Source organism: Haloprofundus salilacus (genome assembly GCF_020150815.1).
Classification (GTDB): domain Archaea; phylum Halobacteriota; class Halobacteria; order Halobacteriales; family Haloferacaceae; genus Haloprofundus; species Haloprofundus salilacus.
Genome location: NZ_CP083724.1, coordinates 388995 through 414923, shown reverse-complemented (window position 1 = coordinate 414923; position 25929 = coordinate 388995). Strand labels below are relative to the sequence as shown.

20 protein-coding genes and 1 pseudogene are annotated in these 25929 nt (G+C 59.1%); 10 read left to right on the top strand and 11 right to left on the bottom strand.

Annotation, left to right across the window (positions count from 1 at the left end; all coding sequences use genetic code 11):
- Positions 1 to 87: 87 nt before the first annotated feature.
- Positions 88 to 1971, top strand: a complete 1884-nt coding sequence (locus LAQ58_RS18585; RefSeq protein ID WP_224450358.1) for an ABC transporter substrate-binding protein — start codon at positions 88 to 90, stop codon at positions 1969 to 1971.
- Between the two features lie 126 nt (positions 1972 to 2097).
- Positions 2098 to 2295, top strand: coding sequence for a hypothetical protein (locus LAQ58_RS18580; protein WP_224450357.1), 198 nt, complete (start codon positions 2098 to 2100; stop codon positions 2293 to 2295).
- 197 nt (positions 2296 to 2492) lie between these two features.
- Here the strand turns inward: LAQ58_RS18580 and LAQ58_RS18575 are convergent, their stop codons facing one another.
- The gene (locus tag LAQ58_RS18575; protein WP_224450356.1) at positions 2493 to 4652 is read right to left on the bottom strand and encodes a DUF1349 domain-containing protein; all 2160 of its coding nucleotides are present in this window, start codon (positions 4650 to 4652) and stop codon (positions 2493 to 2495) included.
- A 197-nt stretch (positions 4653 to 4849) separates the two neighbouring features.
- Here LAQ58_RS18575 and LAQ58_RS18565 point away from each other — a divergent pair, with 197 nt between their 5' ends.
- Positions 4850 to 7351, top strand: a complete 2502-nt coding sequence (locus tag LAQ58_RS18565) for a DUF7282 domain-containing protein (RefSeq protein ID WP_425490737.1) — start codon at positions 4850 to 4852, stop codon at positions 7349 to 7351.
- A gap of 178 nt (positions 7352 to 7529) precedes the next feature.
- On the opposite strand, the gene LAQ58_RS18560 is transcribed toward LAQ58_RS18565, so the two are convergent.
- Positions 7530 to 8918, bottom strand: a complete 1389-nt coding sequence (locus LAQ58_RS18560; protein WP_224450355.1) for a pectate lyase family protein — start codon at positions 8916 to 8918, stop codon at positions 7530 to 7532.
- 213 nt (positions 8919 to 9131) lie between these two features.
- On the opposite strand from LAQ58_RS18560, the gene LAQ58_RS18555 reads away from it, so the two are divergent.
- From LAQ58_RS18555 to LAQ58_RS18535, 4 genes are all read left to right on the top strand, one after another.
- Complete coding sequence (locus LAQ58_RS18555; protein ID WP_425490736.1) at positions 9132 to 10136, top strand: ABC transporter permease; 1005 nt, start codon at positions 9132 to 9134, stop codon at positions 10134 to 10136.
- A 99-nt stretch (positions 10137 to 10235) separates the two neighbouring features.
- Positions 10236 to 11348 carry an ABC transporter permease gene (locus tag LAQ58_RS18550; protein WP_224450353.1) on the top strand — a complete coding sequence of 371 codons (1113 nt, stop codon included), beginning with the start codon at positions 10236 to 10238 and terminating at the stop codon, positions 11346 to 11348.
- A gap of 6 nt (positions 11349 to 11354) precedes the next feature.
- Positions 11355 to 13535: an ABC transporter ATP-binding protein gene (locus LAQ58_RS19210; RefSeq protein ID WP_255595096.1), complete on the top strand. Its 2181-nt coding sequence runs from the start codon at positions 11355 to 11357 to the stop codon at positions 13533 to 13535.
- 170 nt (positions 13536 to 13705) lie between these two features.
- A complete protein-coding gene (locus tag LAQ58_RS18535) occupies positions 13706 to 14836 on the top strand; it encodes an enolase C-terminal domain-like protein (protein WP_224450352.1) in 1131 nt (376 codons plus the stop codon).
- Between the two features lie 17 nt (positions 14837 to 14853).
- Here LAQ58_RS18535 and LAQ58_RS18530 read toward each other — a convergent pair whose 3' ends face one another.
- On the bottom strand, positions 14854 to 15681 hold the full coding sequence (locus LAQ58_RS18530; RefSeq protein WP_224450351.1) for an SDR family NAD(P)-dependent oxidoreductase: 828 nt from the start codon (positions 15679 to 15681) through the stop codon (positions 14854 to 14856).
- Positions 15682 to 15821: 140 nt separating this feature from the next.
- Between LAQ58_RS18530 and LAQ58_RS18525 the strand changes: the two genes are divergently transcribed.
- Positions 15822 to 16256, top strand: a complete 435-nt coding sequence (locus tag LAQ58_RS18525) for a PPC domain-containing DNA-binding protein (RefSeq protein ID WP_224450350.1) — start codon at positions 15822 to 15824, stop codon at positions 16254 to 16256.
- 62 nt (positions 16257 to 16318) lie between these two features.
- Here LAQ58_RS18525 and LAQ58_RS18520 read toward each other — a convergent pair.
- Together LAQ58_RS18520 and LAQ58_RS18515 are read right to left on the bottom strand one after the other, a co-directional pair.
- A pseudogene (locus LAQ58_RS18520) lies at positions 16319 to 16489 on the bottom strand (helix-turn-helix domain-containing protein); the annotation flags it as partial.
- A 114-nt stretch (positions 16490 to 16603) separates the two neighbouring features.
- Positions 16604 to 16840 carry a hypothetical protein gene (locus LAQ58_RS18515; RefSeq protein WP_224450349.1) on the bottom strand — a complete coding sequence of 79 codons (237 nt, stop codon included), beginning with the start codon at positions 16838 to 16840 and terminating at the stop codon, positions 16604 to 16606.
- 179 nt (positions 16841 to 17019) lie between these two features.
- On the opposite strand from LAQ58_RS18515, the gene xacF reads away from it, so the two are divergent.
- A complete protein-coding gene (gene xacF, locus LAQ58_RS18510; RefSeq protein ID WP_224450348.1) occupies positions 17020 to 18471 on the top strand; it encodes a 2,5-dioxovalerate dehydrogenase in 1452 nt (483 codons plus the stop codon).
- Between the two features lie 54 nt (positions 18472 to 18525).
- On the opposite strand, the gene LAQ58_RS18505 is transcribed toward xacF, so the two are convergent.
- The 6 genes from LAQ58_RS18505 to LAQ58_RS18480 form a co-directional block, all read right to left on the bottom strand.
- Positions 18526 to 19365 carry an NAD-dependent epimerase/dehydratase family protein gene (locus tag LAQ58_RS18505; protein ID WP_224450347.1) on the bottom strand — a complete coding sequence of 280 codons (840 nt, stop codon included), beginning with the start codon at positions 19363 to 19365 and terminating at the stop codon, positions 18526 to 18528.
- 71 nt (positions 19366 to 19436) lie between these two features.
- On the bottom strand, positions 19437 to 19910 hold the full coding sequence (locus LAQ58_RS18500; protein ID WP_224450346.1) for a universal stress protein: 474 nt from the start codon (positions 19908 to 19910) through the stop codon (positions 19437 to 19439).
- A 61-nt stretch (positions 19911 to 19971) separates the two neighbouring features.
- A complete protein-coding gene (locus LAQ58_RS18495) occupies positions 19972 to 21105 on the bottom strand; it encodes a mandelate racemase/muconate lactonizing enzyme family protein (RefSeq protein ID WP_224450345.1) in 1134 nt (377 codons plus the stop codon).
- Between the two features lie 158 nt (positions 21106 to 21263).
- Entirely contained in the window at positions 21264 to 22202 is a 939-nt protein-coding gene (locus tag LAQ58_RS18490) for a dihydrodipicolinate synthase family protein (protein WP_224450344.1), read from the bottom strand.
- A 140-nt stretch (positions 22203 to 22342) separates the two neighbouring features.
- Positions 22343 to 23608: a mandelate racemase/muconate lactonizing enzyme family protein gene (locus LAQ58_RS18485; protein WP_224450343.1), complete on the bottom strand. Its 1266-nt coding sequence runs from the start codon at positions 23606 to 23608 to the stop codon at positions 22343 to 22345.
- A 103-nt stretch (positions 23609 to 23711) separates the two neighbouring features.
- Positions 23712 to 24485, bottom strand: coding sequence for an IclR family transcriptional regulator (locus tag LAQ58_RS18480; protein ID WP_224450342.1), 774 nt, complete (start codon positions 24483 to 24485; stop codon positions 23712 to 23714).
- Between the two features lie 482 nt (positions 24486 to 24967).
- Here LAQ58_RS18480 and LAQ58_RS18475 point away from each other — a divergent pair, with 482 nt between their 5' ends.
- Positions 24968 to 25693, top strand: a complete 726-nt coding sequence (locus LAQ58_RS18475; protein ID WP_224450341.1) for a ThuA domain-containing protein — start codon at positions 24968 to 24970, stop codon at positions 25691 to 25693.
- The last annotated feature ends 236 nt before the right edge of the window (positions 25694 to 25929 follow it).

Below are 25929 nucleotides of genomic sequence, written 5' to 3'. Positions count from 1 at the left end.
TCGGCATTCCGACAGACCGACTGAGACTGCCGACTCGTTGGTACGGCGATAAATAAATATATATACTATAGTTTGTATGGTATTGTCATGCCAGATTCTACCAACTGGCGGAGAGACCTGAGTACAAGACGGAGTTTCCTCAAGATGGGCGCCGTCGGCGGTGCCGCGATGCTCGCTGGCTGTGCCGGCGACGACAACCCTCCCGAGCCGGGTGGTGGTAACGGTACCGGCACCGGCGGTAACGGCCAACAATCGGGGACCCAGTTCCGAGTGTTCGATCCGTTGACCAGCGGAGCCACACCTGACCAGCGCCACTTCAACCCGTGGAATCCATCCCAAACTGGCTGTTGGCATCCGGGCGCGGCCATCTTCGACCGCCTCGCGGTGTACAGTCCGACGAAGAACGAGTCGTACCCGCTCATCGCCGAAGAGTGGCAAATGGCGGAAGACAACGTCCTGGAGGCCACGCTTAGCGACCAGTGGACCTGGCACAACGGCGACCAATTCGTCGCGCAGGACTGGGTGATGCAACAACAGATGGAAATCGAACTGGCCCGTGCGGCTAACCCGGATTCGGACCGACCCCATGCCGTGATGAAGTCGGTCGAAGCGGTCGACGACCAGCACATCCGAGTCACGCTGCACGACCCCCTCGCCGAGGTGTTCGCCGTCCAGAACACCATCGCGATGTACCACGGCAACCTCGGCCGGGGCATCTTCACCAAACACGACGACCCGAAATGGAGCGAGTGGCTCGACGGCCTCAAAAACAAATCCGGCGAGGAGAAGACGGCCGTCGTCGAGGAACTCACGTCGGCGAAGTATCCGAAGCTCACCGACGAACCTATCGGACACGGCCCGTTCCAGATTGCGGAGGTCGGCGACGACGTCGTCATCATGGAGAAGTACGAGGACCACCCGAACGCAGACAACATCAATTTCGACAGGTTCTCGCTGCACCTCTTTTCGCAGAACCTCCCCACGCAGCCGTACGCGACGGGGCAGGTCGACGCCGCCCACAAAGGGTTCCCGGTCCAAGACGACCTCAAGAGTCGGCTACCGGAGGGCCACACGCTCTTCCGCGAGGGGCGTTCGGAGAACAAACTCTTCGCGTTCAACTGCGGCCACGAGACCGAGGGGTACGACTCGCCGGTGAACAACCGAAACGTCCGCAAGGCGGTCGCACACGTCTTCGACCGTCAACAAGTCAAGGGTCTGCTTCAGGGCGTCAACCGGATGTTCGAGTGGGCACCATGTCGTGTCCCCGGCAAGGTGCTGGAGGCCGGCGACCACGAGGCCACCGAGTGGGTCAAGGACTTCACCCTCTACGGACAGAACGACACCGAGCGCGCTACGGAGCTCCTCGAGCGAGAAGGCTACTCACAAGAGAGCAACGGCAACTGGATGACGCCCAACGGCGAGCGCTTCGAGCTCAACATCATGAACGGCGCGGACCGCCAAGACATCTCGGTGCTCAAGCGGAACCTCAACGAGTTCGGTATCAGCGTCAATCAAGAGCAGGTCGACGACGCGACGTTCGACGAGCGGCGAATGAACGGCGATTACGACATCATGCCGGATGGGTCGTCTGCCAACGGCGTAACCGCCCTCTGGTCGATTGACCTCGTCGCCGACTGGGTCCAGTCCATTACGCACTTCAACCCTGAGGCAGAGATTCCGATGCCCGTCGGCGACCCCGAGGGCTCCAGCGGGACGAAGACCATCAACGTCCGCGACCACATCAGCCAGTGGCAGGTCACCGGCGACTCCCAATACCACAAGGAGCTGATGTGGTGGTGGAACCAGACGCTGCCCGAGGCCGAGATGATGTACCAACCCGACGCGGGGGCCTACGACGGCGGCAACTGGGAACTGGACGTTAGAGCCGGCATCCGCAACGGTGTCGACGACGCGCTCTACATCGCGCCGAAGATGTCCGACGGCACGCTGCGCTACATAGGTGATAACTGAGATCGTGTACTGCTAGTCCTGGTCCGTCAGTCACTCGTTTTCGTCGAGGTACGTTTTTGTTTCGTCCGCATTCACCCGCGTAGTTGCGACTGAATATTTAATACGCCGCGTCGGTACCGTTCGAGCATGGGACTACTCCAATCGGCTTCGAGGACCATCGTTGGAATCGACATCCTCTTTTTACTCCTTCTGGGCTTTTCGTTCGTCTTTCTCGAACCCGGATCGGGGTCGTACGTCACAGCGCAGATCACGCTGATTCCTATCACGCTCACGCTGATTGCGAGCCTCGTGATTCTCTACACCGAGTGGGAACCCTTCGAGTGAGAGAGTAGCCCGACGAACCACTTCAACAAACATCTTCGAGCAACCGTTTCGGCGGGCAATACCGACGGACTGTTCTGACGGACCCTACCACGAGTACGGTGACTGACAGGTGCAAAATCAGCTGAGTCGTCTCGCGAGAATCGTTGGAAAATCACACCACGCACAGAAAAGAGATTCGACGCCGTTTCCGTAGAGGGCTACTGTTCGACTGCCAATGCCCGTTCACGGAGCCACGCGCGCAGACCACTCTCCGGTTCGTCGAGCGGTTCGGAGTTCTCGGCGAGGCTGGGGTAGCCACCGACATCGTCCTGACTGTCGATAACACCACCACCGCCGTTGCGAATGTTCTCGACGATTCGCTCGTCGTGTTCCGTCCGGTCGGCCGGTCGGGCACCGGCGTTCGTGAGGTTGTGCTCCTTCACGTCGGCCGAGGAGATAGCCGACAACGCCTCGGGCCACAACGGCCGCGAGTCGAGTTCCGAAATCCCCTCACCGACCATTGGGACGTCCGCGTCGGGGTCGGGAACGTTGTCCTCGACGTAGACGCTCCCTTCGCCGAAGATGTTCGGCTGGTCGGTTTGCGGTTTCTCGAAGACGTTGCCGACGATGCTGTGAGACGTATCGGGGTCCGCCCACATGCCGTCGTGGTAGTAGTGGATGAAGTTGTTGACGACGACGGCCTCGGAACCCTGCTTCAGCCGTGGGTTACGGTCAGTCGCGTGAGCCCAGACATTTCCGGCGAGCGTGACGTTTTTCGCGCGGTTACCAATGATGGTGTTGTACCCATGCGTCCCCTTGGGATGGGTGGCGTCGTTGAGCGGTTCGGCGACCAAACAGTTTGAGATAGTGCTGTTCTCCGTGTCGTAGCCAGCGTTGATGTTCTCGTCGACACCCCACGTCCCCGTACAGTGGTCGACGACGTTGTTTCGGGTGTCGTCGGCGATTTCGATGCCGTCGGGCTGCCAGCCGGTTTCCTGACCGGCGTCACCGGGACGGACGCGTATGTGTTGGACGACGCAGTCGTTGCCGTAGACCCAGAGCCCGCCGCGGATGAGTGTGATTCCCGGAGATGGCGCTGTCTGACCGGCAATCCAACACTGACTGTTTCGAAGGTTCAGATCCTGCGCTTCGAGGTCGATCACGCCGCTCGTCTCGAACACCACGACGCGTGGACCGTCGACGTTGGTCGCCGTCTCCAGCGCCTCTCGAGTCGGCTCACTCACGATGACGAGCGGCGTGTCGTCGTCGAGCCACGGAGCCATCTCCGCAAACCCGTCGTCGGGGTCGAACTGGGAACTGCTCCGTGGTCCGTCGCCCGACCCGCCGCTGGACCCACTCGGCGTGGAGAACAGGTCGTTGACGGTACTGATTTCGTTCTCGCCATCGTCGGCGACCGCGCGGAACTCGTAGTACCGTCTCCCGGTGAGCCCCGACACGTCGATTCCAAACTCGCCCGTCTCCGGGAGCGTTTTCGCCTCAGTCTGCTGCCACTCGTCGGCAGTGACTTCGCGGTAGTCGAAACGGACGTCAACCGACTCAGCCTGGCCGAGCGCCTCCAGGTTGGCCCGCAGCGTCGCCGACGTGGCCGTCGTGTCCGCCGGTTCGACGGCCGTGAGGACAGCCGACTGAGAGACGTCGACGCTTCCGGGGACGATGGGCTTGCCGATGTCGCCGTTCTCCTCGAGCTCGATTCCGGACAGATTCCGGAATCTTGCGGATGCGGCTTGCGCTTGATCGTGACTCGTGACTGCGAGGCCGACGTAGACCTCCGAACTGAGGTCGATCTGGCTCGCCGTGAGCTCGACCATGAGCGTCCAGTTCTCGCCATCCTCCGACCCGTAAGCCCGGACTGTGTCGCCAACCCGCTGCAGACGGAGCCAACTCCCCTCCATCGTACCGCCTTCGACTCTGCTTAGATCCGAGCCGTCCTCCGAAGTGGTACTCGTCGTCGACGCGCTATCTTCAGGGCGCCACTGCGGCGAGAGTGCGAAACCCGCACGACGCCGGGCCATCACGTTCCGCGAGTCCGGTTCTAAACTCTCGCGAACCATAAGACCCGCCTTCGCGTGGGGGTTGGTGTTCTCGATCGACGTCACCTGCACCGATACATCGAAGTCGCTGCTCACTTGCGCGTAGTAGAAGTGGCCCAGGTCGCTGGAGTTCCAGATATCTGCCCCAGCCCCGTTGACGGTGATCACCTTGGGTGCCGCGGAATCGCCGTCGTTCGACGAATCCTCCGTCTCGTTGGACCCTGACGAACTGTCTGCATCTACCGCATTTTTACTCGGACAGCCTGCGAGAGCCCCGACGCTGCCGACGCCGAGCACTCGCAGGAACTTTCTCCTGTCGTGACTCATTTTAGTGTCGTAATATCACTTTTACTAATGAATAATAGAGTTTTGGGTACTGGCACCACATCGCGTTCGATTTTCGCTAGTGTTTACGTGCGAACTGCTCATCGAGCGATTTTCTCCTGAGGCCCGTGAATGGTGAGAACACGAAACTATATACGTTATTGATTATATCGTTTCGATTGAATCACACACTGGTCAATATGACAGCCTCGAACTACAAGGGTCGAGCGCTGTTCCTCGCAGCACTGATGGTAATATCGGTGTTCGCTGGCACGACGGCCATCGCGGGGGCAGCGACCTCGACAACGACGAATTCGACAGTTGCACAGGAAAGTCCAACTATGCAGAACGAGAGCGCCAAGGCGATGACGATCTCTTGGTTCCGAGACGACGGTGATGCGAACGGTCCGTATCCCGTTCCACCGAACGAGTACGACGGTAACGAGTCCGCAGGATTGCAGATGTTCGCGAACGCCAAGGGCGACGCCCAGATTCGAGTCGATAACTCGACTGCGCGGAACCCGAACGGGAAGTGGGATATGCTCGTCCTCAACGTCGAGACGACTGGACTCGAAGAACTCGACCCGCCGGGCTCCGACGACCCTGCGAAAACCGGACTCGTGACCGAGAACTTCATCGAAAACGAGAACTGGGACGTCGATATCTCGCAGGTCGATGGGGATAAAACGCTAGACTTGGCGGCTAATCAGGAGGGCTACGAGTCGCCACAGCTCGAAGCGCCGACCGAAGCGGACATCCCGCCGGTCATGATCTTCGCTGATACAGAAGTAGTCATGAGTGACTACCTCACGGACGGCGACCCCGAGACGAGCCTCTATGTGTGGGTCGATCCGAACCGAGCCACACTGACCGAGAACGGCGAGGAGGCGAGTTTCGAGCCGGGCGAAACGTACGAGGCGAAGTTCAAGATACACGGCCAGACGCAGACCGTTACCTTTGAGATGGTCGACGGAACGGCGACAACGAGAGACGACTACGAGCCGGTGAACTCGTTCGGTGAAGAGCTCAGCGTCGAGACGACGCTCGCCGCCGGTACGGCAGTCGAGATGGTCATTGAGCCCGAGGAGGGCGAGAACATGTCGACCGAAGTCGAAGTCGAAGGGAACAGGGTACTCGCCGACGCCGAGAACCCGGGAACGGTTCCGACCGGTAACATCACCGGGAAGTTCGACTTCAGCGGGATGGAAGGCGAGTCGTTCAACGTGTATCTGTACGCCGAGGACGACCGCGGCGGTGATTTCTCCGTCCTCCTGGGCGAGGGTTCAGGGACGGTCAAAGATTACATCGATCCGGAGTACACGATATCCAATGCGACGATCAGGGATTCGAAGACGATGACGATCGCGTACACGAACCCCGACCATGACACGCCGGCAGGGATTGCGAACCAGATCGGTGACGGTCACGCCTCCGGCGACTCCACGATTGCGAAAAACGCCGACGTGGATCCGACGTACTTCGACGAGATGTGGCTCCACTACGAGACGAGCGACGAAATCTTCGAGGCGATTCGGCGTTCACCTGGTCGCGACACGGTAGAGAAATTCCAGAGTTCGCCGGCCTCGCTTGACGTCACGCAGGTGAACGCGGAAGGTGAACCCAAGACGCTCAACCTGTCGCAGAACTCATCGGGCGTCTACGTCGTCCCCGACGATGGGGACTCCGACCCACGAATCTACAACAGCTCCGAGGAGACGGGACTCTTCTTCTCGTTCAAACTGAACGAGATGGTCTTCTACCAAGATGGTGAACCGGTCAAACCCGAAGTAGGCGACGAGTTCGAAGCCACGTTGACCATCGAGACTGACGAGGGGACGAGAGAGGAGACCACCAGCTTCGAGATCGTTGAGGGGAAGACTGAAGTTCAGTACCCCGGCGACCAGTTGGAGCTGACGCAGTCGGAAGAGCAAGAGATCACAATTAACTCGACGCAAGCTCGCGGCACCGCGATGGGCATCAGACTCGTTGCGGACGCAGAGGGGTACGACGAACAGAGCGGCGAACTCGGCTTGGATGGCATGGGTCAAACCATCTGCTGTGACGGCCCGGCCACAGAGCCGTGGGGGACGACGTCCGCCACGTTCAACACATCCGGTCTCCCCGTCGGTACCGAGGTAACCGTTCAGGCCCTCATCGTGGCTGACCTCCCTGGTGAGTACAACGACACGGTCGTCGTCGACGAGGTCACGGGCGTCATCGCCGAACCCCCGAGCGGGAGCGTCTCGCTCTCCGACCAGTCGGGTGACGGCCAGTCCGTCGTCGTCGAGGAGATCGAACTGAGCGACGGCGGATTCGTCTCCGTCCACACCGGATCGCCCAACGGACCGACCATCGGTGCCAGTTCGTACCTCGAATCGGGGACCCACTCCAACGTGGAAGTGGCCCTCGACGAGTCCGTCACCGGGGACACGTCGCTCTACGTGATGGTTCACCAAGATACGAACGGCAACGAGCAGTTCGACTTCCCCGCCGAGGACGGGGCGTACGCGGACGAAGGTGGCTCCTCGCTCTCCGCTAACGCGGAGTACACGGTCGAATCGAGCACCGAGACGACGTCGAGTTCCGAAACGAGTGGGTCGTCGGACGACGACACGTCGGAGACGACGACGCCCGGGTTCGGCGTCCTGGTCGCGATACTCGCGCTACTCGCGGCCGCGCTCGTCTTCGTTCGGTACGACTGAGCGCCACAGTCGCTAACGCATTCTTTTTTGTCGTCGAAAGCAACTCCGAGCAATTGCGACCACGTCGCCATCGTGTTTCGTCGGTGCCATTAGAAATTTCGTCGCCGCAGAACACCTTCCTTCGGCGACTACTCGACGATATCGGCGAAACTGATTAACCGACGAAACGTCGCCGCATTCACTCCCCACTCTCGACCGCAAGCGTGAACTCGAAGAGCCACTCGGCGAACCCCTCGTCGGGAACCTCCAGTTTCCGTTCGTTCGACTCCAGATCAGGGTAGCCGCCGACATCTGCTTGACTGTCGATGATAGATCCGGACCGCTCGCGTACGTCTCGAAGGACGCGCTCGTCGTGCGGCGTTCGGTCGGCCGGACGCGCACCGCACGACGCGAGTACCGTCTCGTAGGCCTCCGTCGCAGAGGCGGTCTGCAGCGACTCCGGCCACAGCGGTCGTTGGTTCGGAACGGTGATTCCAGACGACGCCCCGGTAACCGGAATCTCTGACGGGTCGGTCGCGTTGAATGCGATGTAGGCGCGGACGGGTCCCACCGAGTCCGTGAAGGTGGTTCCGATGACCGGGTCATCGCTGGACGTCAGCGTCCCAGCGCGGTAGTAGTTCCCGACGATCGTCGCGGTCGTCTCGTCGTCGACGCCGCCCCCGAGTCGGAGTCCCCGCTCGAAGTTGTAGGCGACGTTGTTGGCGACAACGGTGCTCGAGCCGCCTTTCAGCCGAGGGTGGCGGCCGACGCTGTGCGCCCAGAGGTTTCCGGCGATAGTCACTCGCTTACTGCGGTCCATCACGAGCGTCCCGTACGAGTGCGTCCCTTTCGGGTGGATGGAGTCGTTCAACGCCTCCGCGACGAGGTTGTTGCAGAAGGTCACGTCAGGGTTGTCCGCACCGCTGGCACTCGAAATGCCTTCGTCAGTGGCCCAACTCACGGAGCAGTGGTCGACAATGACGTTCGACCCGTCACTGTTGCCGATGCCGTCGACCGGCTCAGAGATGTCGTCACCCGGTCGGACCCTGATATGTTGGATGAACACGTCGTCGGCGTCGATGGAGATACCGCCTCGAATCGTCGTGATACCCGGCGAAGGTGCGGTCTGTCCCGCGACGAAGAGATTCGAACCGGTCACATCTATCGACTCTCCCCCGAGGTCGACGACGCCACCCACCTCGAAGACGACGATACGCGGGCGGTCGAGTTCGAGCGCCCAGCGGAGTGAGCCGTCCCCAGAACTGTCGAGCGTCGTCACCTTGACGACCTCTACGGGTACCTCCGCGAGCCACGAAACGTCTGCAAACCCGTCGGTGGGTGCGACGTGAGACGTCGGAGACTGAGCGATGGAAGCAGCGTCTATCCGATTCGTGCCGTTCGTCGGCGTCGTGTTCGTTAGTGTCGTGTTCGTCGAAGTCGAAGCCGTCTCGGTCGGAACCGACTCGTTTTCGAGTCCCGCATCGCCGTTGCAACCAGCCAGGAGCGTCGTTAGTGCGGCCACTGATAGAGAGACTACTCTTCGACGGGTTGGCATCGGCATCCGTCGCTCGTCGTTTCGGTCGGTCATACGCTGAGAGACGTAGTATCACCGATAAGTTTACCGGAAGTGAGAAGGTAGACGTTCCGTCGAACGCGAGTATCGACGATTCATGACGTAGTATCTACCCCCTTCCAAACCAGTATTTGTGCGTGAATGTCTACAGCTTCCTGCGTATCATTCCAATTAAAGGAGGAGATACATTGATAACGGAGGTCCCCAAATCACATGTATATCTATACCATGGCAATGATAGACTGGCGCTTACGACGGGTGGCGCAAGCAGCGTTTACGGTGTGGGCTGTCACCACACTCTCGTTCGTTCTCGTACGGATGATGCCCGGAAATCCAATGGGTGCGATGGTCAGACAGCTCGAGGCACAGGGCGTAAATCCAGTTCGGGCTCGACAGCTCGTCGAACTACGGTTGAGTATCGACCCGGACAAACCTATTCCGATTGCGTACGTCGAGTACATGGCAAACATTTTCCAGGGTGACCTCGGTGTGTCCACCTACTACGCACAGCCTGTGGCCGAGGTGTTGGCGCAGGCGATGCCGTGGACGCTCTTCGTCCTCAGTTGGTCGCTCTTCATCAGTTTCTTCGTCGGAATTTCGTTCGGGGCGCTGATGGCGTACTGGGAGGGAGGCAAACTCGACACGGGACTAACCTCGTGGGCTATCCTGATGGGATCGATTCCCTACTACGTATTAGCGTTCATGCTGTTGATATTCCTCGCTTACCGGCTCAACTGGTTCCCGACGAGCGGTCGCGCGCCGACCGGCGTTCCGGCAGGGTTCAACTGGCCGTACATCAAGGGAATCGCCCACCACGCCGCGCTGCCAGTCATGTCCATGCTCGTCGCATCGGGGGTCGCCTCGCTCGGAATGCGTGGTAACAGTATCCGCGTGCTCGGGTCAGATTATCTCCGTGTCGCCCGCCTTCGGGGGCTCTCGGACTCAACGATATCGACACAGTACGTCGCGCGTAACGCTGTTCTCCCGATGTACACGACGCTGCTCATCAGCATCGGCGAGATGTTCGGGGGATCCGTCGTTCTCGAACAGGTCTTCCAGTACCGAGGCTTGGGATACTACATCCTGGCGGCCATGTATCAGCGCGACTACCCGCTGATGATGGGCGGGTTCATGCTCATCACGATTGCAGTCGTCATCGCGTTACTCGTTGCCGACTTGACGTACGGCTACGTCGACCCGCGCGCAGGAGGACAGAACAGTGACTCGTTCTGAGCGACCGACGGAACGAGCGGGGTCGACATCGGTGTCGTCCCTCTCCGCGAACCGAGCACGAGCGAGCGAATCAACCGAAGCCTCTAGAGGAACTCACCAATGACGGACCACACTGACCGAGAACAGAACCCCGAATGCGACGGCCCAGATGGCTCCGGTGGCCCCAGCGAGTCAACCGACTTCGGTGTGATGACCGACGGCGGCAACGTCAGTTCGCCGTTTGACGCAGTCTCCCAGTACGAAGAGACGCGCCGCGACCGCTACAAGAAACTGTACGATGCGTACATCTACGCCCCCGTCGCCATCGTCTGGCGCGACTGGCGTGCCCGCATCGGCTTCACCATCGTGGTGCTCTACATCCTGATGGGCACTGTCGGGACGTGGGTAGTCGAACCGACCGTAGTGGCAGAAGGGCCGGCGCTTGCCCAACCGTTCGAGACCATGCAGTACCCCCTCGGCACCGACGATATGGGCCGCGACCTGTTCTCGCAGACGGTCCACGCGACCCAAGAAATGCTGAAGATGATTCTCTCGGGGGCGCTGTTCACAGTGACCCTCGGAACGGTCGTTGGCGCCGTCGCCGGATACAAAGGTGGAACGACCGACACGGTTCTGAGTTCCATCACTGACGTGTTCATCAACATCCCCGGTTTCCCGCTGGTGATGGTGCTGGCGCTGTTGCTGCCCATCGGCGGTAATCCGTACGTCATCGGTATCCTGCTGTGCGTGGCGTCGTGGGGTGGCCTCGCGAGGGCCATCCGGTCACAGGTTCTGACGCTCCGACAGGAATCGTTCGTCGAAGCGGCGCGTGCGATGGGCATCCCCACGCGGAAGATCGTCTTCAAGGACATCGTCCCGCACCTGATGCCGTTCGTCGTGATCAATCTGACCAACGCGGCGCGGCGGGTCATCTTCGAGGCGGCGGCGCTGTACTACCTCGGCATTCTGCCGTTCGAGAACCTCAACTGGGGGGTCACGTTGAACCTCGCGTACACGGCTGGCGGGCACTACCGCCCCGAAGCGCTGCACTGGTTCATGGTTCCAATGGTCGCGATTATCTTCATCTCCATTGGACTCATCCTGCTCGGGCAGTCGCTCGACCGGGTGTTCAACCCCCGGGTCCGCGCGCGCCACGAGAAGATGAGCGCCGACGCTGCCGAAAAAATCAACGACGACGCAGAGACGAACACTAACACGATGGGAGGGCTGTAACCGACAATGACGATTTCACAGACCGACCCCGCGAGCGGGGTCCCGAAGAGCGAATCGATACTCGAGATGCGCAACGCGTCCGTCTCGTTCGACATGGAGCGGGGCGATTCACGCGTTCTCAACGAAGTCGACCTCGACGTCCGACGGAACGAAATCCTCGGCGTCGTCGGCGAAAGTGGGTCGGGCAAGTCGATGCTCGCATCCGCATTCCTCGATGCAATCGTCGACCCGGGCGTCCTCACGGGCGACATCACATACTACCCGGAGAACGGCCAACCGGTCGACGTTCTCGACCTCGATAGACGCGAACTCAAGGAGCTGCGCTGGGAACAGATTTCGATGGTATTCCAGGGTGCGATGAGTTCGTTCAACCCCGTCCGGAACATCAAGACGCACTTCGTCGAAACCCTGACCGCGCACGACTACAACGTCAAAGAGGGGATGGAGCGCGCCGAACAGTTGCTCTCGGACCTGTATCTCGACCCGGAGCGTGTCCTCGAATCGTATCCGCACGAACTCTCCGGCGGGATGAAACAGCGTGCGCTCATCGCGCTTAGCCTCGTCCTCGAACCCGAGGTGCTCGTGATGGACGAACCGACGGCGGCGCTGGACCTGCTGATGCAGCGGTCGATCATCTCGCTGCTGCAGAACATTAAGGAGCAGTACGACCTGACCATCGTGTTCATCACGCACGACCTCCCGCTCATCGCGGACTTGGTCGATCGCATCGGCGTGATGTATGCGTTCGAAATCGCTGAGCTCGGTCCGACAGCGGAAATGCTCGAGGACCCGGCACACCCATACACGCGGCTTCTTCTGAAGTCGACGCCGAATCTCGAATCGTCTATCGACGAGATGCGGCCGGTCGAAGGCAGCGCACCCGACCCGGTGAACGTCCCAGCCGGATGTTCGTTCCACCCCCGTTGTCCGCTCGCCGACGAAACGTGCAAGACGCAAGACCCCGGCCCGTATTCGGTCGACTCGGGCCACCACGTCCACTGTCACCACTGGGAGGAGTCGGCCGACGCGATTCCGATGGGCGCGGACGCATCGTCGCTCGACAGTTTCGGCGAGAGCTCGGTCCAGACGACCACTGCGACGAGACGACGAACCGACGACCCGATCGTGTCGCTCGAAGACGTCGAGGTCCACTTCCAGAAAGAGAAGGGCTTCTTCGACTTCTTCTCGGATCCACCGGTCGTCAAAGCCGTTGACGGCATCTCGCTCGACATCTACGAGAAGGACGCCGTCGTCCTCGTCGGCGAATCCGGCTGTGGCAAGACGACGCTCGGCAAAACGGCTGTCGGACTCCAGAAACCGACCGGTGGCTCCATCAAGTACCGCGGCCACGACATCTGGGACGTGCACAGCGGCGACGACGACGAAATGAGTTGGGGCGAAGTCCGTCGCTCGCTACAGATCGTTCACCAGGACCCCGGGAGTTCACTGAATCCCAACCGGCGAGTGAAGGCGTCGCTGGAGGAACCGCTGAAGCGGTGGAACAAGGACATCGACGGGAACGACCGCAAGCAGCGCATCTTGGGCCTCCTCGACCACGTCGGAATGTCGCCTCCCGAAGACTACTACGAGCGATATCCCCACCAGCTCAGCGGCGGCGAGCAGCAGCGCGTCGCCATCATCCGCGCGATGTTGATGAATCCAGACCTCATCCTCGCCGACGAACCGGTGAGCGCGCTGGACGTCTCACTGCGCGTCGAGATGATGGACCTCATGATCCAGCTACAGGACGTGTTCGACACCTCGTACCTGTTCATCTCGCACGACCTCGCGAACGCGCGGTACATCGCTGAGAAGACGGGCGGTCGAATCGGCGTCGTCTATCTCGGCGAACTTGTCGAAGTCGGGCCGCCCGAGCAAATAATCAACGACCCGCAGCACCCCTACACGCAGGCACTGCGGTGGGCAACGCCCGAACTCACTGTCGACGAGAGCGAAGACAGCGTCGAAGACTCCCCCATCCGGAAGATCGACATTCCGGACCCGACGAACCCGCCGAGCGGTTGTAACTACCACACGCGCTGTCCCGAGGCGCGTGAGGTCTGCCGCACGACCGCTCCCGAAGCGTACGAGGCCTCCAAGGCGGAGACGCACCACGCGGCGTGTTTCCGCACGCTCGACGACCACGAGTACTGGCAGAGCGAACCCATCGTCGACGAGAGCGACTGACCAACAAACCGGCGGACAGACGCCATCGGTACGACTTCTTCACGTTTCTCCGAATTTTTCGTATCTCTCCGGATATCTCCGCGGTTCTCCGACTGATTTCTGATTCGGTTTTCTCTCACCGCCGACCCAACTGTTAAGCCCATTTCCGTCGTGGAGGGTGATAATCCGCAATGGAGATAAGAGATATCGAGACGATTCGGTTCACGTATCAGTCGACGAAAGTCCGCGACGAGAAAGGCCACTCCCACCCCGGTGACCCCCAAGAGAAAACAGCCAGCATCACGCACGTCGTCGTCGATGGCGGTCCCGACGGGTACTGTACCGGCGGCGACTCCCGCGCGAACGACCTCGCAGCGAAGTACCTCACGGGGAAGGACCCGCTCGAACGCGAACAGATCTGGCAGCAACTCAATCGCTCGCAGCGCCTGCACAAGGGAACCTTCAGCGACTCGAACGTGTCTCGTATCGACTGTGCGTTGTGGGACGCGGCTGGCAAACATTTCAACGTCCCCGTTTACCGCCTGCTGGGTGGACACAGAGCGAAAATTCCGGCCTACGGAAGCACGATGGTCGGCGACGACGACCCTGAAGGGTTGGGAACGCCTGAGGCGTACGCCGACTTCGCGTGCGACCTACTCGAAAAGGGATACCAAGCAATCAAACTGCACACGTGGATGCCGCCGTACGATGCCGACCCTGACCGCGTCGTCGAGGCGTGCCGCGCCGTCCGCGAGGCGGTCGGCCCGGACATCGAGCTCATGCTCGATTCGCACCACTACTACACCCGCACCGAGGCGAAGCGAATCGGGCGGGCGCTCTCGGAACTCGACTTCAAGTGGTTCGAGGAGCCGATGGACGAGCACTCGATGTCCTCCTACGAGTGGCTGACGAACGAAGTCGACGTCCCGGTCGTCGGACCCGAGACGGCAGAGGGACAGATGTACACGCGCGCGGAGTGGCTCAAAAACGGCGCTTCGGACATCAGTCGCGTCGGCGTCACCGACGTCGGGGGTCTCACGCCGGCACTCAAAACCGTCCACCTCTGCCAGTCGTTCAACGTTCCATGCGAGGTACACGGTGGAAACGCGCCGAATCTGCATCTGCTGGGCGCGATGGCGACGCCCGGCGAGTACTACGAGCGAGGGCTCCTCCACCCGAAGTACGACTACGACGCGGCGACGCCGTGGCTGACCGAGGTGGTCGACCCCCTCGACGACGACGGCTACGTCCGCGTTCCGCAGTCGCCCGGACTCGGTTACTCGTTCGATTGGGAGTACATCGAACAGCACCGAGTCGAGTGACGCCGACGCGGACGCACTCAGTTACTGCTTCTCTCAGTAGCAGCGAACGAGTCCCAATCGAACCCCTTGCCGACCGCCGCTACCCCGCCGTCGACTGGGAGGTTCGTCGCGGTGACGAACGACGACTCCTCGGAAACGAGAAAGAGAATGGCGTCGGCGACTTCGTCGGGAGCGGCAGCGCGCTTGAGCACGCCGGGGCCGTCGGGGTGCGGTGCCGTCTTCTCCTCGAAGAACCGACGAGCTTCGTCATCGTCGTCCGGAAGATGGTACTCGGTGATGACCCACCCCGGAGAGACGGCGTTTACGCGGATTTCGTCGGCAGCGTGATCGCACGCCATATCCTTCGTCATGGAGACAACCGCGCCCTTCGTCGCGTCGTACTGTGACCATCTGGGCCGCGCGACTGCGGCGCCGTTCGAGGCGACGTTGACAACTGAGCCGCCCGCCGTCATCGAGGGAATGAGATGCTTCGAACAGAATGCGACGCCCTTCAAATTGACTGCGAGGATGCGATCCCAACTCTCCTCGTCGGCTTCGGTCACCGGTCGCGGTTCGACGCGTATGGCAGCGTTGTTGACGAGCGCGTCGACGCGACCGAACCGGTCTGTGACCCGCTCCGCCATCGGTGCGACCTGTGATTCGTCAGCGACGTTGGTCGGGACGGCGAGCGCTTCTTGGTCGGTCTGGGCTTCGACCTCGGCCGCAGTCGCCTCGGCGGCCGTTTCGTCTCGGTCGACCACGACGATGGACGCGCCTTCCTCGGCGAGTCGGAGACACGTTGCGTTCCCGATTCCGCTGCCGCCGCCAGTGACGACGGCGACCGTATCAGACAGTCGGTTAGACATGGAGATGCCTCGACCGTGTCGGGGTTAACTACTCCGGTCATCGCGGCGGGAGCTCTCCTGCGGTGGATGTACAGCCGTGAGACGGCCGGTAGATGAAACTTTATCCACCTCGCCCTCACACGGAGAACTGAATCATCACCATGGAAACCTTCGAATCCGACGACGGTCACGTCATCGTCCGTCTCGACCGCGGCGACCTCGCACTCGAATCGCTCACTGAGGCATGCAGCGAACACGACGTCGATACGGGCGTCGTCGTCTCCGGCATCGGGACGTTCAGCAACCTGAACATCCACTACGTCGACCGTACCGACCTCCCCGAGGAGAAAGCCGACCGGAACGTCGACCTCCAGCTCGACGGTTCGTGGGAGGTGACGAACATCGGTGGCGTCGTCGCCGACGGCGAACCACATCTCCACGTGACGGCGTTCGATGGCGACCGGACGGTCGGCGGACATCTCGAAGCGGGCTGTGAAGTGAACGTCCTCGGCGAGTTCACGATTCGCAAGCTGGAGGGTCTCTCGTTGCACCGTCGTCCGGGAGAGCACAGTATCTCGCAACTTCGCCATCGGTGAACTACCCCCACCCTACTCGCTCACAGCTGACGCCGTTCGCTCGGTGAGGGTGGGGCTTCCTGCTTCGATAACGTCGGCAGAAGTTTCTGTTCGGAGTACGCCGAAGTGTCGTCGTTTCGGTTGAGTCGGTGGAGGAAGTGGTTGTAGACCTGTCTACAGGTATCGACTGTCCACGCTAACTGCTCTGCGAAGGCGTTGGGCGGTCGGAGTCGATACCTGTAGTTGTAGTTCATCGAGTGGTGTTACTCGTCGGTAGGTTCGCTTGCTTGGACGATTTTCACGTCCGCTCCACGCCAGCCCTTCGGGACGGGTTGATTCGATTTCTTCGCAGTTCGGTCGATGCCTCGTTAGCGACGCTGCCACCAGATGATGGTGAAGGCCGTCAATCCGAAGAGGGTGAGTGCCGTTCCCCAGAGTGCGAAGATGGCGGCCCAGACGCCCTGATTGATGGCGAAGCCCAAGAGGAAGAGGAAAACGCCGAACACCGCGATGGACAGCGTCACCGAGTTTCGAACCGTGGCGAGAGCGCCCATCAAACGGTTAGTCTGTTCGTCGGCCACGCTAGGTTGTCCTACTGAACTCATTATGGTATGGTACGGAATAACACTATATAGCAGTTCGGGTATCGTCGGGGGGTCAGAAATCGGAGTCGACGGGGGTAGGTGGTCGGCCTCTGCGCCGACTGTCACGGTCAGAGTCGTCATCGTAATCGGTTGTCGCCACCAAAACATTCGTATAGTGGTATCGAGAAGGCTATCGTAGTATGCCGACAGAGTACGGTAATTACATCGGCGGCGAGTGGACAGAATCGGAGTCGGGCGAGACCTTCGAGGTGTACAATCCGGCAGACACCAAGACGGTTCTCGCGGAGTACCAGTCGTCGACGAGCGACGATGCGGAGACAGCCATCCAGGCAGCCGTAGACGCCCAAGAGACGTGGGCGTCGACACCAGCGCCAGAGCGGGGGGCGGTACTGAAGCGCGCGGCCGATATTCTCGACGCACGCAAAGACGAACTGACGGAGACGCTCACCGCCGAAGAGGGGAAGACGCTGGGCGAGGCTGGTGGTGAAGTTCAGCGGGCGGTCGACATCTTCCACTACTACGCGGAGAAAGCGCGCGAACTCGGCGGAACGGTGAAGTCCGCCAGCGGCGAGAACAAACAGCTGTACACGAAGCTCGAGCCGCTCGGAACCGTCTCGCTCATCACCCCGTGGAACTACCCAATTGCGATTCCGGCGTGGAAGCTCGCTCCGGCGCTCGCGACGGGTAATACGGTCGTCTTCAAGCCCGCTTCGGTCGCACCGAGCGTCTCGCGGGCGTTGTTCGAGGCGCTCGACGAGGCGGGACTCCCAGACGGCGTCGCGAACTTCATGACCGGTTCCGGCAGTAAAGTCGGCTCACCACTGGCACAGCACGAGGACATCGACGGAGTGTCGTTCACCGGAAGCACGGGAGTCGGAACGATGGTCTCTCAGCAGGCCGCAAACGACCTCAAGCGCGTCCAGTGCGAGATGGGTGGAAAGAACCCGACCGTCGTCATGCCGAGCGCCGATCTCGACGCGGCCGTCGATATCGTCGGAAGCGGGGCCTTCGGCGTCACTGGGCAGGCCTGCACCGCTTGCTCCCGCGCCATCGTCCACGAGGACGTGTACGACGAGTTCGTCGACGCCGTCGTCGATTACGCGGAGACGCTCGAAGTCGGTGACGGGAGCGGGAACGCCGATATGGGTCCACACGTCACCCAGAGCGAACTCGACGAGACGCTCGAATACGTCTCAGTCGGCGCCGACGAGGGTGCCACCCTCGAGACCGGCGGCGAACGCCTCACCGGAGACCACTACGACGACGGCTACTTCGTCTCTCCGGCCGTCTTCTCCGAGGTCGACCCTGAGATGCGAATCGCTCAGGAGGAGATTTTCGGGCCGGTGCTGTCGGTGATTCCTGTGTCGAGCTACGAGGAAGGCGTCGAAGTCGCCAACAACGTCGAGTTCGGACTCTCCGCGAGCATCGTCACACAGGACCTCTCGGAGGCAAACCACTTCATCGAAGATATCGAGGCGGGCGTGGCGAAGGTCAACGAGAAGACGACGGGGCTGGAACTGCACGTCCCCTTCGGCGGCTACAAGAACTCCTCGACGAACACGTACCGCGAACAGGGCGATGCGGGTCTCGACTTCTTCACCTCAACGAAGACCGTCTACATGAACTACTGAGTCGCTTCGAACGAACGATCGAGAGTCTGATACGGCGAGACCGTCAGAGTTCGCTTACTCGGGCGGTTCGTCCCATTCCTCGCCGTCGTCCTGCGGATTATATCCTATTTTCGCGCGCGCGTGTTCGAGATCGTACCAGCGACGTCGGTTGTCGCTCACACCGCTGAAGATTTCGAACTCGACGGAGTCGTCCTGCAAACAGCAGTCGATCTGGTGGGCGAAATCCCGACGGGACTGCCACGTCGCCTTCATCCGTGCGACCTGTTCTTCGTACTCCGGACTTCCCCGTTCCCACATTCCGTCGTCGACGCCTATCTCGGCGTCGCCGTACGGGTGGTCGTTCTCGGGCATTCGGACGCTGCAGATGCGTAGCGCGTAAAATCGCATCGGATAGTCGTACGTTTCGACGTAGTACCGACCGAGGTCCTCGCCGAAACTCTTCGACGCGCCGTAGTACGAGTCGGGACGGACGGGATCCTCGTGGTCGATAACCAGGTCGTGTTCGAGCGAGTAGATCTCCGGCTTGTGCTCCTCCTCGTAGAGTCCCATCACGTGGTTTGTCGACCCGAAGATGAACGACTCGACCTCTGCGTCACGGGCGGCCTCCAACGCGTTGTACATCCCGATAATGTTCGGCGGGAAAATCTCTCCCCAATCTCCGTCCGTGTACGGGTAGGCTGCGAGGTGGATGACCGCATCGTGCCCCTCGAAGGCATCCCGGAGCATCTCGTACTCGGAGATGTCTCCGACGACGGTGTCGTACCCGCCGTACGGGTGGTCGTCTGGTCTGTCAGAGCGGTTGTAGTACGTGAAGTTGTACTCCGATCGATCGTGGAGATGGTCGATTATCGCGGTTCCACACCGTCCGTAGACACCTGTCACTAGTACATCCATGGTAGTAGCGGGAGTGTTTCGGTAATAAAATGTGGGGGTGAGGCAACACCGGCGTCTCGGCAGACGGTCGGTCAGTCCATCGCGGTGGTGACCAGTCCGTCGAAGTTGAGGATAACCTGTTGGGCGACGTCGCCGAAGAGAACTTTTCCGGTCGGTGAGCGCTTTTGCCCGGTGATGAAGACGTGGTCACAGCCGTGAGTCTCCGCCGTGTCAATGATTTTCGTCCCGAGTTCGTCCTCGTCGGCGACGACCGTGACGATCTCGTAGTCGACGCTTCTATCAAGGTTCGTCAGTGTCTCCTCTGCGAACTGACGGACGAACTGCCGAACCGAGTCGAGCGGCGACGGCGCTTCGTAGCTCGTGTGTTCCATCTTTTCGATGGACTCCAACGCATCGAAGTTCTCGTCGACTCGTTCGGGCGTCAGCCAGGAAAACAGCACCAGTTCGGCACTGTCATCACTGTCGCTACTCGCAAACCTGACGGCTTCCTCGAGGAGCGTTCTATGCGTTTCCGTATCGTCTACGACGACAAACCCTCGCTGCATGGTCGCGTAGACGATTGAAAGACATTAAGAAATAGCTATCGGCGGCCGTGGTCCGTCCCGTTCAGTCGACGCGGTACCGTTCGACGGCCGCTTCGTCGACTTCGATTCCGAGCCCGGGCTTCTGTGGAACGTCGAGAACGCCACCAGACGGGTCGAACGGCGTTTCGAGAATGTCGGTCCGAAGTGGGTTCTCGCTTCGGTCGAACTCGACCATCATTGGCTCCGGGACGTTTCGAGCGTGTGGATAGCGAGAGACGCTTGCAGCGAACTGTACAGCGGCAGCCAACCCGACTGCACTGTTCCAGATATGGGGTCGAACAGCAACATTCTCGGTTGTCGCCATGTCGGCGATAAGCCGTGCTTCGGAGAACCCACCGCACCGACCGAGATTTGGTTGGACGATATCGACGGTGCGGTCGTCGATGAGACGTTTGAACGCGAACCGGCCGTAGTGAGCCTCTCCCGCGGCGATTGGCGTGTCAACGTGACGTTTGACTTCACGGTATCCGGATTCGTTTTCTGGGGGGACCGGTTCTTCGATCCACGTAATATCGTACTGTTCTATCGCCTTGGCCGTCTTAATCGCCTGTCGAGGACGGTAGTTACCGTTCATATCGACCATGAGTGTCGCATCGTCGCCGAGACCTTCTCGTGCAACTCTCACGCGCTCGATATCCTCGTCGAGTCCAGTTCCGATCTTGATTTTCGCCGCGGTGAATCCCTCGTCGACGGCAGCTTGAATCGAATTTTCAATTGGTTGATTGGTCTCCGTGAAGTACATCGTTGACGCGTAGGGAGTGAGCGTCCGGCACTCTTCGCCGCCAAGAAGCCGATGAACGGGTCGACCAACCGTCTTGCCGATGATATCCCAGCAGGCGACGTCGACTGCGCTGACCACGCTCTGACTGAACACGTTGCCCGCAAAGTGATACGGGTCGGTGTACGAGTTATCGGCGAGTGACTCAACGTCAAAGGGGTCCATCCCGATAACTACGTCTCGAAAGAGTTCCTCGAACGTCGCCTTGACGATGCGACCGGGTGCGAACGCTTCGCCCCATCCAACTGCCTCTGTATCGGTTTCAACCCGCAACAGTGTCGTCGCACGCGTTCGACCGAACCCGCGTGCATCACCGATTCCTTCTCCTTTGGGGCGCGTCGAACTGATCGGAATCACTTCTACGTCGTCTATTTTCATACGAAACCCACCGATTGAGACAAGTTATACGTTGTGTTGCGTCGTGCTATCATAGAGACTCGTATTTGCGATAGTCGAAAACAGATAGTGTGAATCAGAATAAAGGTGTAGATGCTGCACTGGTCGTTTGCGCTGCGTCCGTGTCCTCGGGTTCTGTGTCAGCTAATGAGACGATCAATATCATCGCTCAACTGGAAATAAATCTCTTCGGCCACAGCCTCATCCTCGGGCGAGAGGGAGCGTATTGGCTCTCGAACGTCTCCTCCGTGAAACCCGGCAAGTTCGAGTCCCTTCTTGACGGCCGGGACGCTGATCGCACCTTTGAGGGTGTTATCTTGGCCGGTCCGGTCACGGAAGTTCTGATACGGGAGGCAGATGTTCCGAAGTTCTCGAGCCCGCTCCCAGTCTCCCTCGGTAAGTGCATCGAACAACTCGAGTCCAACCTCGGGCCGGAAGTTACTGACACCAGCCGAGAACCCTTCGATGCCTTCTCCCCAGAAACTAACCGCGTACGGTTCCGCGAGTCCGTTGACCCAGACGACGTCGTCGGAACCTCTAGATACAGCGGCACCGAGTTTTACAGGGTCCTTGATCGCGTATTTGATTCCGACGACGTTCTCGATCTGTGTGAGGTCGGCCAAGAAACTGACCGATGGTTCAAATGCTCGAATGTAGGGAACAAACGGGGTCTCAGTTATCGACGCCAAATCATCGAAATAATCCAGTAGTCCCTGTTCATGTACGTACGTGTGGTCGGGCGGCATGATCATGTGACCGTCGACACCGAGACGGTCGTACGCTCGGATCAGTTCCTGTGCTCCTTCCGTACTCCCTCCAACGCCTGCAAGAACGCAGGCGTCCGAAGGAAGGCCATCGAGACTCGCCTCAGTCACCTCGACACGTTCGTTCTGTGTGAGCGAGTGGTACTCACTGATATTGGCGGCGGCAAGAAAGGAACGTAAGCCGCTGTCATAGAGCGACTGCGCATTCTCTTCAATCTTCCAGTATTCAATCTCTCCGTTTTCGTCAAACGGTGTAAGGAGACCGGCGGCGACACCCCGCAGACACTCCTTAACCTCATTCACTGCTAGCGGCATCAAAGAAATCATGAACGCTACGGTTTATAAAACCTCCGCCCCTCGAGTATTTCACGTACTTCTGTACGGGACCATCACACCTCCTTCGATTTTCTGTCATTTCTCTCTACGTTTACTCGATTGCTGTGTCCGATAGCGACTCAAAGATGGGAATCAGTGGAGTTCTTCTCTTCATCATACCGAAACTCGGTCCAAGGGCCGTCGACGAAGGGGTACTCCTCTACGATGTCCAGATCGACTTCAAGACCCAGTCCTGGTCCGTCGGGGACTGTCAGTACACCGTCGGAGACCGATGGTTGCCCCTTCATAATGTCGAAGGCCAAATCGAACGGGTACATCCCGGGGTCCTGCTCCACGTCGAGAAGTGGATCGCTCTCGAACACGGGGTACTCAAGTAAGCCAACGTCTGGTGCAGCAGCAACAAGGTGAGCGTTCGCCAAGAGTCCAACCCAAGTACCGAAGTTGTGGGGAACGAACTCGACATTTCGTCCGTGACAGTACTCAACCGCATCCCAACAGCCCGTGTACCCTTGGTGGTGTCGAACGTCGCCCTGCAGAAACGCGACAGCTTCGGTCCGACCCAGTTCGACAAGCCCTGCTGCAGACTCCTCGCTCTCGCCACCAGCGAGCGGAGCCCTCGTCTCTGCGAGTTCCCTGTACCCCTGATGGTCGTCCGGTTCGACCGGCTCTTCGATCCAGTAGGCACCGCGTTCTGCTGCGTACGAGACTAAATCGCGGACGGTCTCTCGATCGTAAGAATCGCGTACTTTCCACCACGTATGTACATCAAGCATGAACTCCGTCTCGTCAAGGACTTCCGACAAGAGATCGACGGTCCGACGGTCACCCGTAGGACCGATGCCTGGGCGGTATTTGTAACCCATAAATCCGAGTTTTTCGATGATTGCCGCCTGTTCTGCGTACCCGCTTGGCTTCATATACATCCCAGCACTCGCGTACAGCGGGATCTCGGTTGTCGGATCAGTCTGGTCGGAATCGCCGAGTAGTTCGTAGATAGGTGCACCCAACTCTTTCCCTCGGATATCGTGCAATGCGACGTCAATTGCCGAGATCGCTTCGTTCTGAAGGTGATGTGGGAGCCCAGTACCGGCAATCAAGTCGTGTGCATCTGTGATGTGAGTGAGCGTTACTCCCTCCAAAGCGTCGGCTACGGGTCCATTGACGAGGTCGGCGAACGTTCCTTGGGAGTCGCCTTCGAAGTACTCACGCATCGCAGAGCTACTCGCACCAGCCGTTGCAACTCCTCGTTCTCCATCTCGTGTTTCGATTACGACGAGAACCACGTCTCGCTTGTGGAGCGATCGAGTGCCACCAAAGAATGAGCGGTTCTGTGGCGGTGTTATTGGTGACGAAAGTGCATAGCCGCGGATATCAGCAATCTCCATGAGAGGTATGTACAAGCACGGCCGTATAAATCACATTGGTTTCGGAGAGTGATCCCGTTGCGAGTGGCTATAAGATGACGAGAAGTAGTCAACGAAGTGATTATTACGAGAATTTTGTATTGAGCTCAATCACATTCGCTGCTCGGAGAACATAATCGGAGAGTTCTCCGTGTAAGCGTTCGTCAGTGAACCGACTTGAGGGCCCAGAGACGCTTATCGCGCCGAGCACTTTCGACCCATTTCTGACTGGAGCGGCCACACAGCGCAGACCTCTGATGTTTTCCTCGTTGTCCAATGCGTAGCCCTGGTCGGTGATCTGATCGAGTTCTGCGTAAAGCCCCTCTCGAGACGTGATCGTCTTGGACGTTTTCGGGGCGAACTCTATTGTGTCGATGATCGAATCTCGTTGGCTGTCTGGAAGATACGCTAGTATCGATTTGCCGAGCGAAGTCGAATAGATCGGCTGGCTAGTCCCAACACGCGAAGCGGTCTCGACTGCTTGCTCACCCGTTGCTTTGCAGAGGTACGATATTCGACCGTACTCCTCAATTCCGAAATGAGCGATCTCACCAGTCTCTTCTACTAGCGCCTCTACCTCTTTTTGGATCACTTCGTAGTTACCTGCTTGATCACGGACGTGATTCGCCATATCCAGGATCTGGAGGCTGAGTCGGTAGCTGTTGCCTTCGCGAACCAAGATTTCAAGCTCTTCGAGCGTTCGCAGGTGGCTGTGTATTGTGCTCTTCGAGTGGCCGAGTTCATTCGCCAATTTGGTTACGCCGATATCGTTCTCGTTCTGGAGGAGTTCGATTATGTTGAAGGCTATCTTCACAGACCGAATCCTTCGACCGGGCGTGCTTCCCGTTTGGGGTGGCATATCAAAACAAGATACGTACTCTCACTTAAATCTGTTCCCCTGTAGGGAACCATAGAAGAGAGGAAATATTGACATTATTTGCCATGTCTACGTATCACCCGAACAGCAAGAATCACCGCTAGATGGACACCAGACGACGAAATACCCAGCTCTCGTCTCACTCGTCACATGATCACCTGATTTGCGAAGAGAGTACAGACCAACAGCCATTACACTTCTAATCTTGTAATGTTTTGGTTCGCCTAGTGGGAACAGATGCGGTATACCAACAAAATGAAGGGAGAAATCCATTGTCGGTGGAAAAAAACCCGTGTAGAGCGCTACCCAACAAAGTGGAGAAGGAGCTCGTGATAGGAACCGCAACACTGAAAATATAGGTAGGATCGAGCCAGAGCGTGGTCGGCGTCATCGTGTACAAGCACATGGATACAAAACTGTAATACCTTCCAAACACATTTGTTTGTTCAAGGAGACAACTATCCATGACGATTAGAGTTACTGTCTGGAACGAAAACGTCCACGAACGGAAGGAGCCAGACGTCGCAGACCGATATCCTGAAGGTATCCACGGGGCAGTCGCTGACGCGCTCAACGCAGACAAGTACAACGTTCGAACTGCCACACTACAACAACCGGACCACGGCCTTCCCGAATCCGTCCTCAACCAGACCGACGTCCTCGTCTGGTGGTCTCACTGTGCGAACGACGAGGTAGACGATGACGTTGCAGACCGTGTCGTCAAGCGCGTTCACGATGGGATGGGGTTCATTCCGCTCCACTCGGGGAAGAACTCGAAGCCGTTCAAACGGCTCATGGGAACGACTTGCCGAATCAAGTATCGACACGGAGGGGAGACCGAGCGGATTTGGGTGAGCGACCCAGGCCACCAGATTGCCGACGGTCTGGACGAGTACTTCGAGATACCGTCGACCGAAATGTATGGCGAACCTTTCGATATCCCAGAGCCCGACCGTACAGTGTTCATCTCGTGGTTCGAAGGGGGTGAGGTGTTCCGTTCGGGTGTCTGTTATCGCCGTGGACGAGGGAGCATTTTCGCATTTCGGCCGGGTCACGAAGAGTATCCGATTTTCTATCAGAAGGAGGTTCGAAAGGTTATCCGCAACGCAGTCGACTGGGCCGCACCAAAAGAAGGAGCGACTGTTCGGTGGGGAGAAGTCGACAGCATCAACCAACTCGAAGAGCAGTAACCTCGACTCGGGCTCTGTGGCGGTTATTTCGTCCACTTAACGGTACAGACTGAATCGTCAACTTCGTGATTTCAGCCACCTCTCTGTTCCCGCTTCGCGAACAATGAGCTAGCGGTATAAGCATTCGAAGAATTGATACTGAAAGGTTCAATAAAAACTGTCTCCCTTCAGTTCTTCACTGAGCGGCTACCCCACTATTTACGTCTAAATCCGACGCACCGGGTTTGCCACTACCT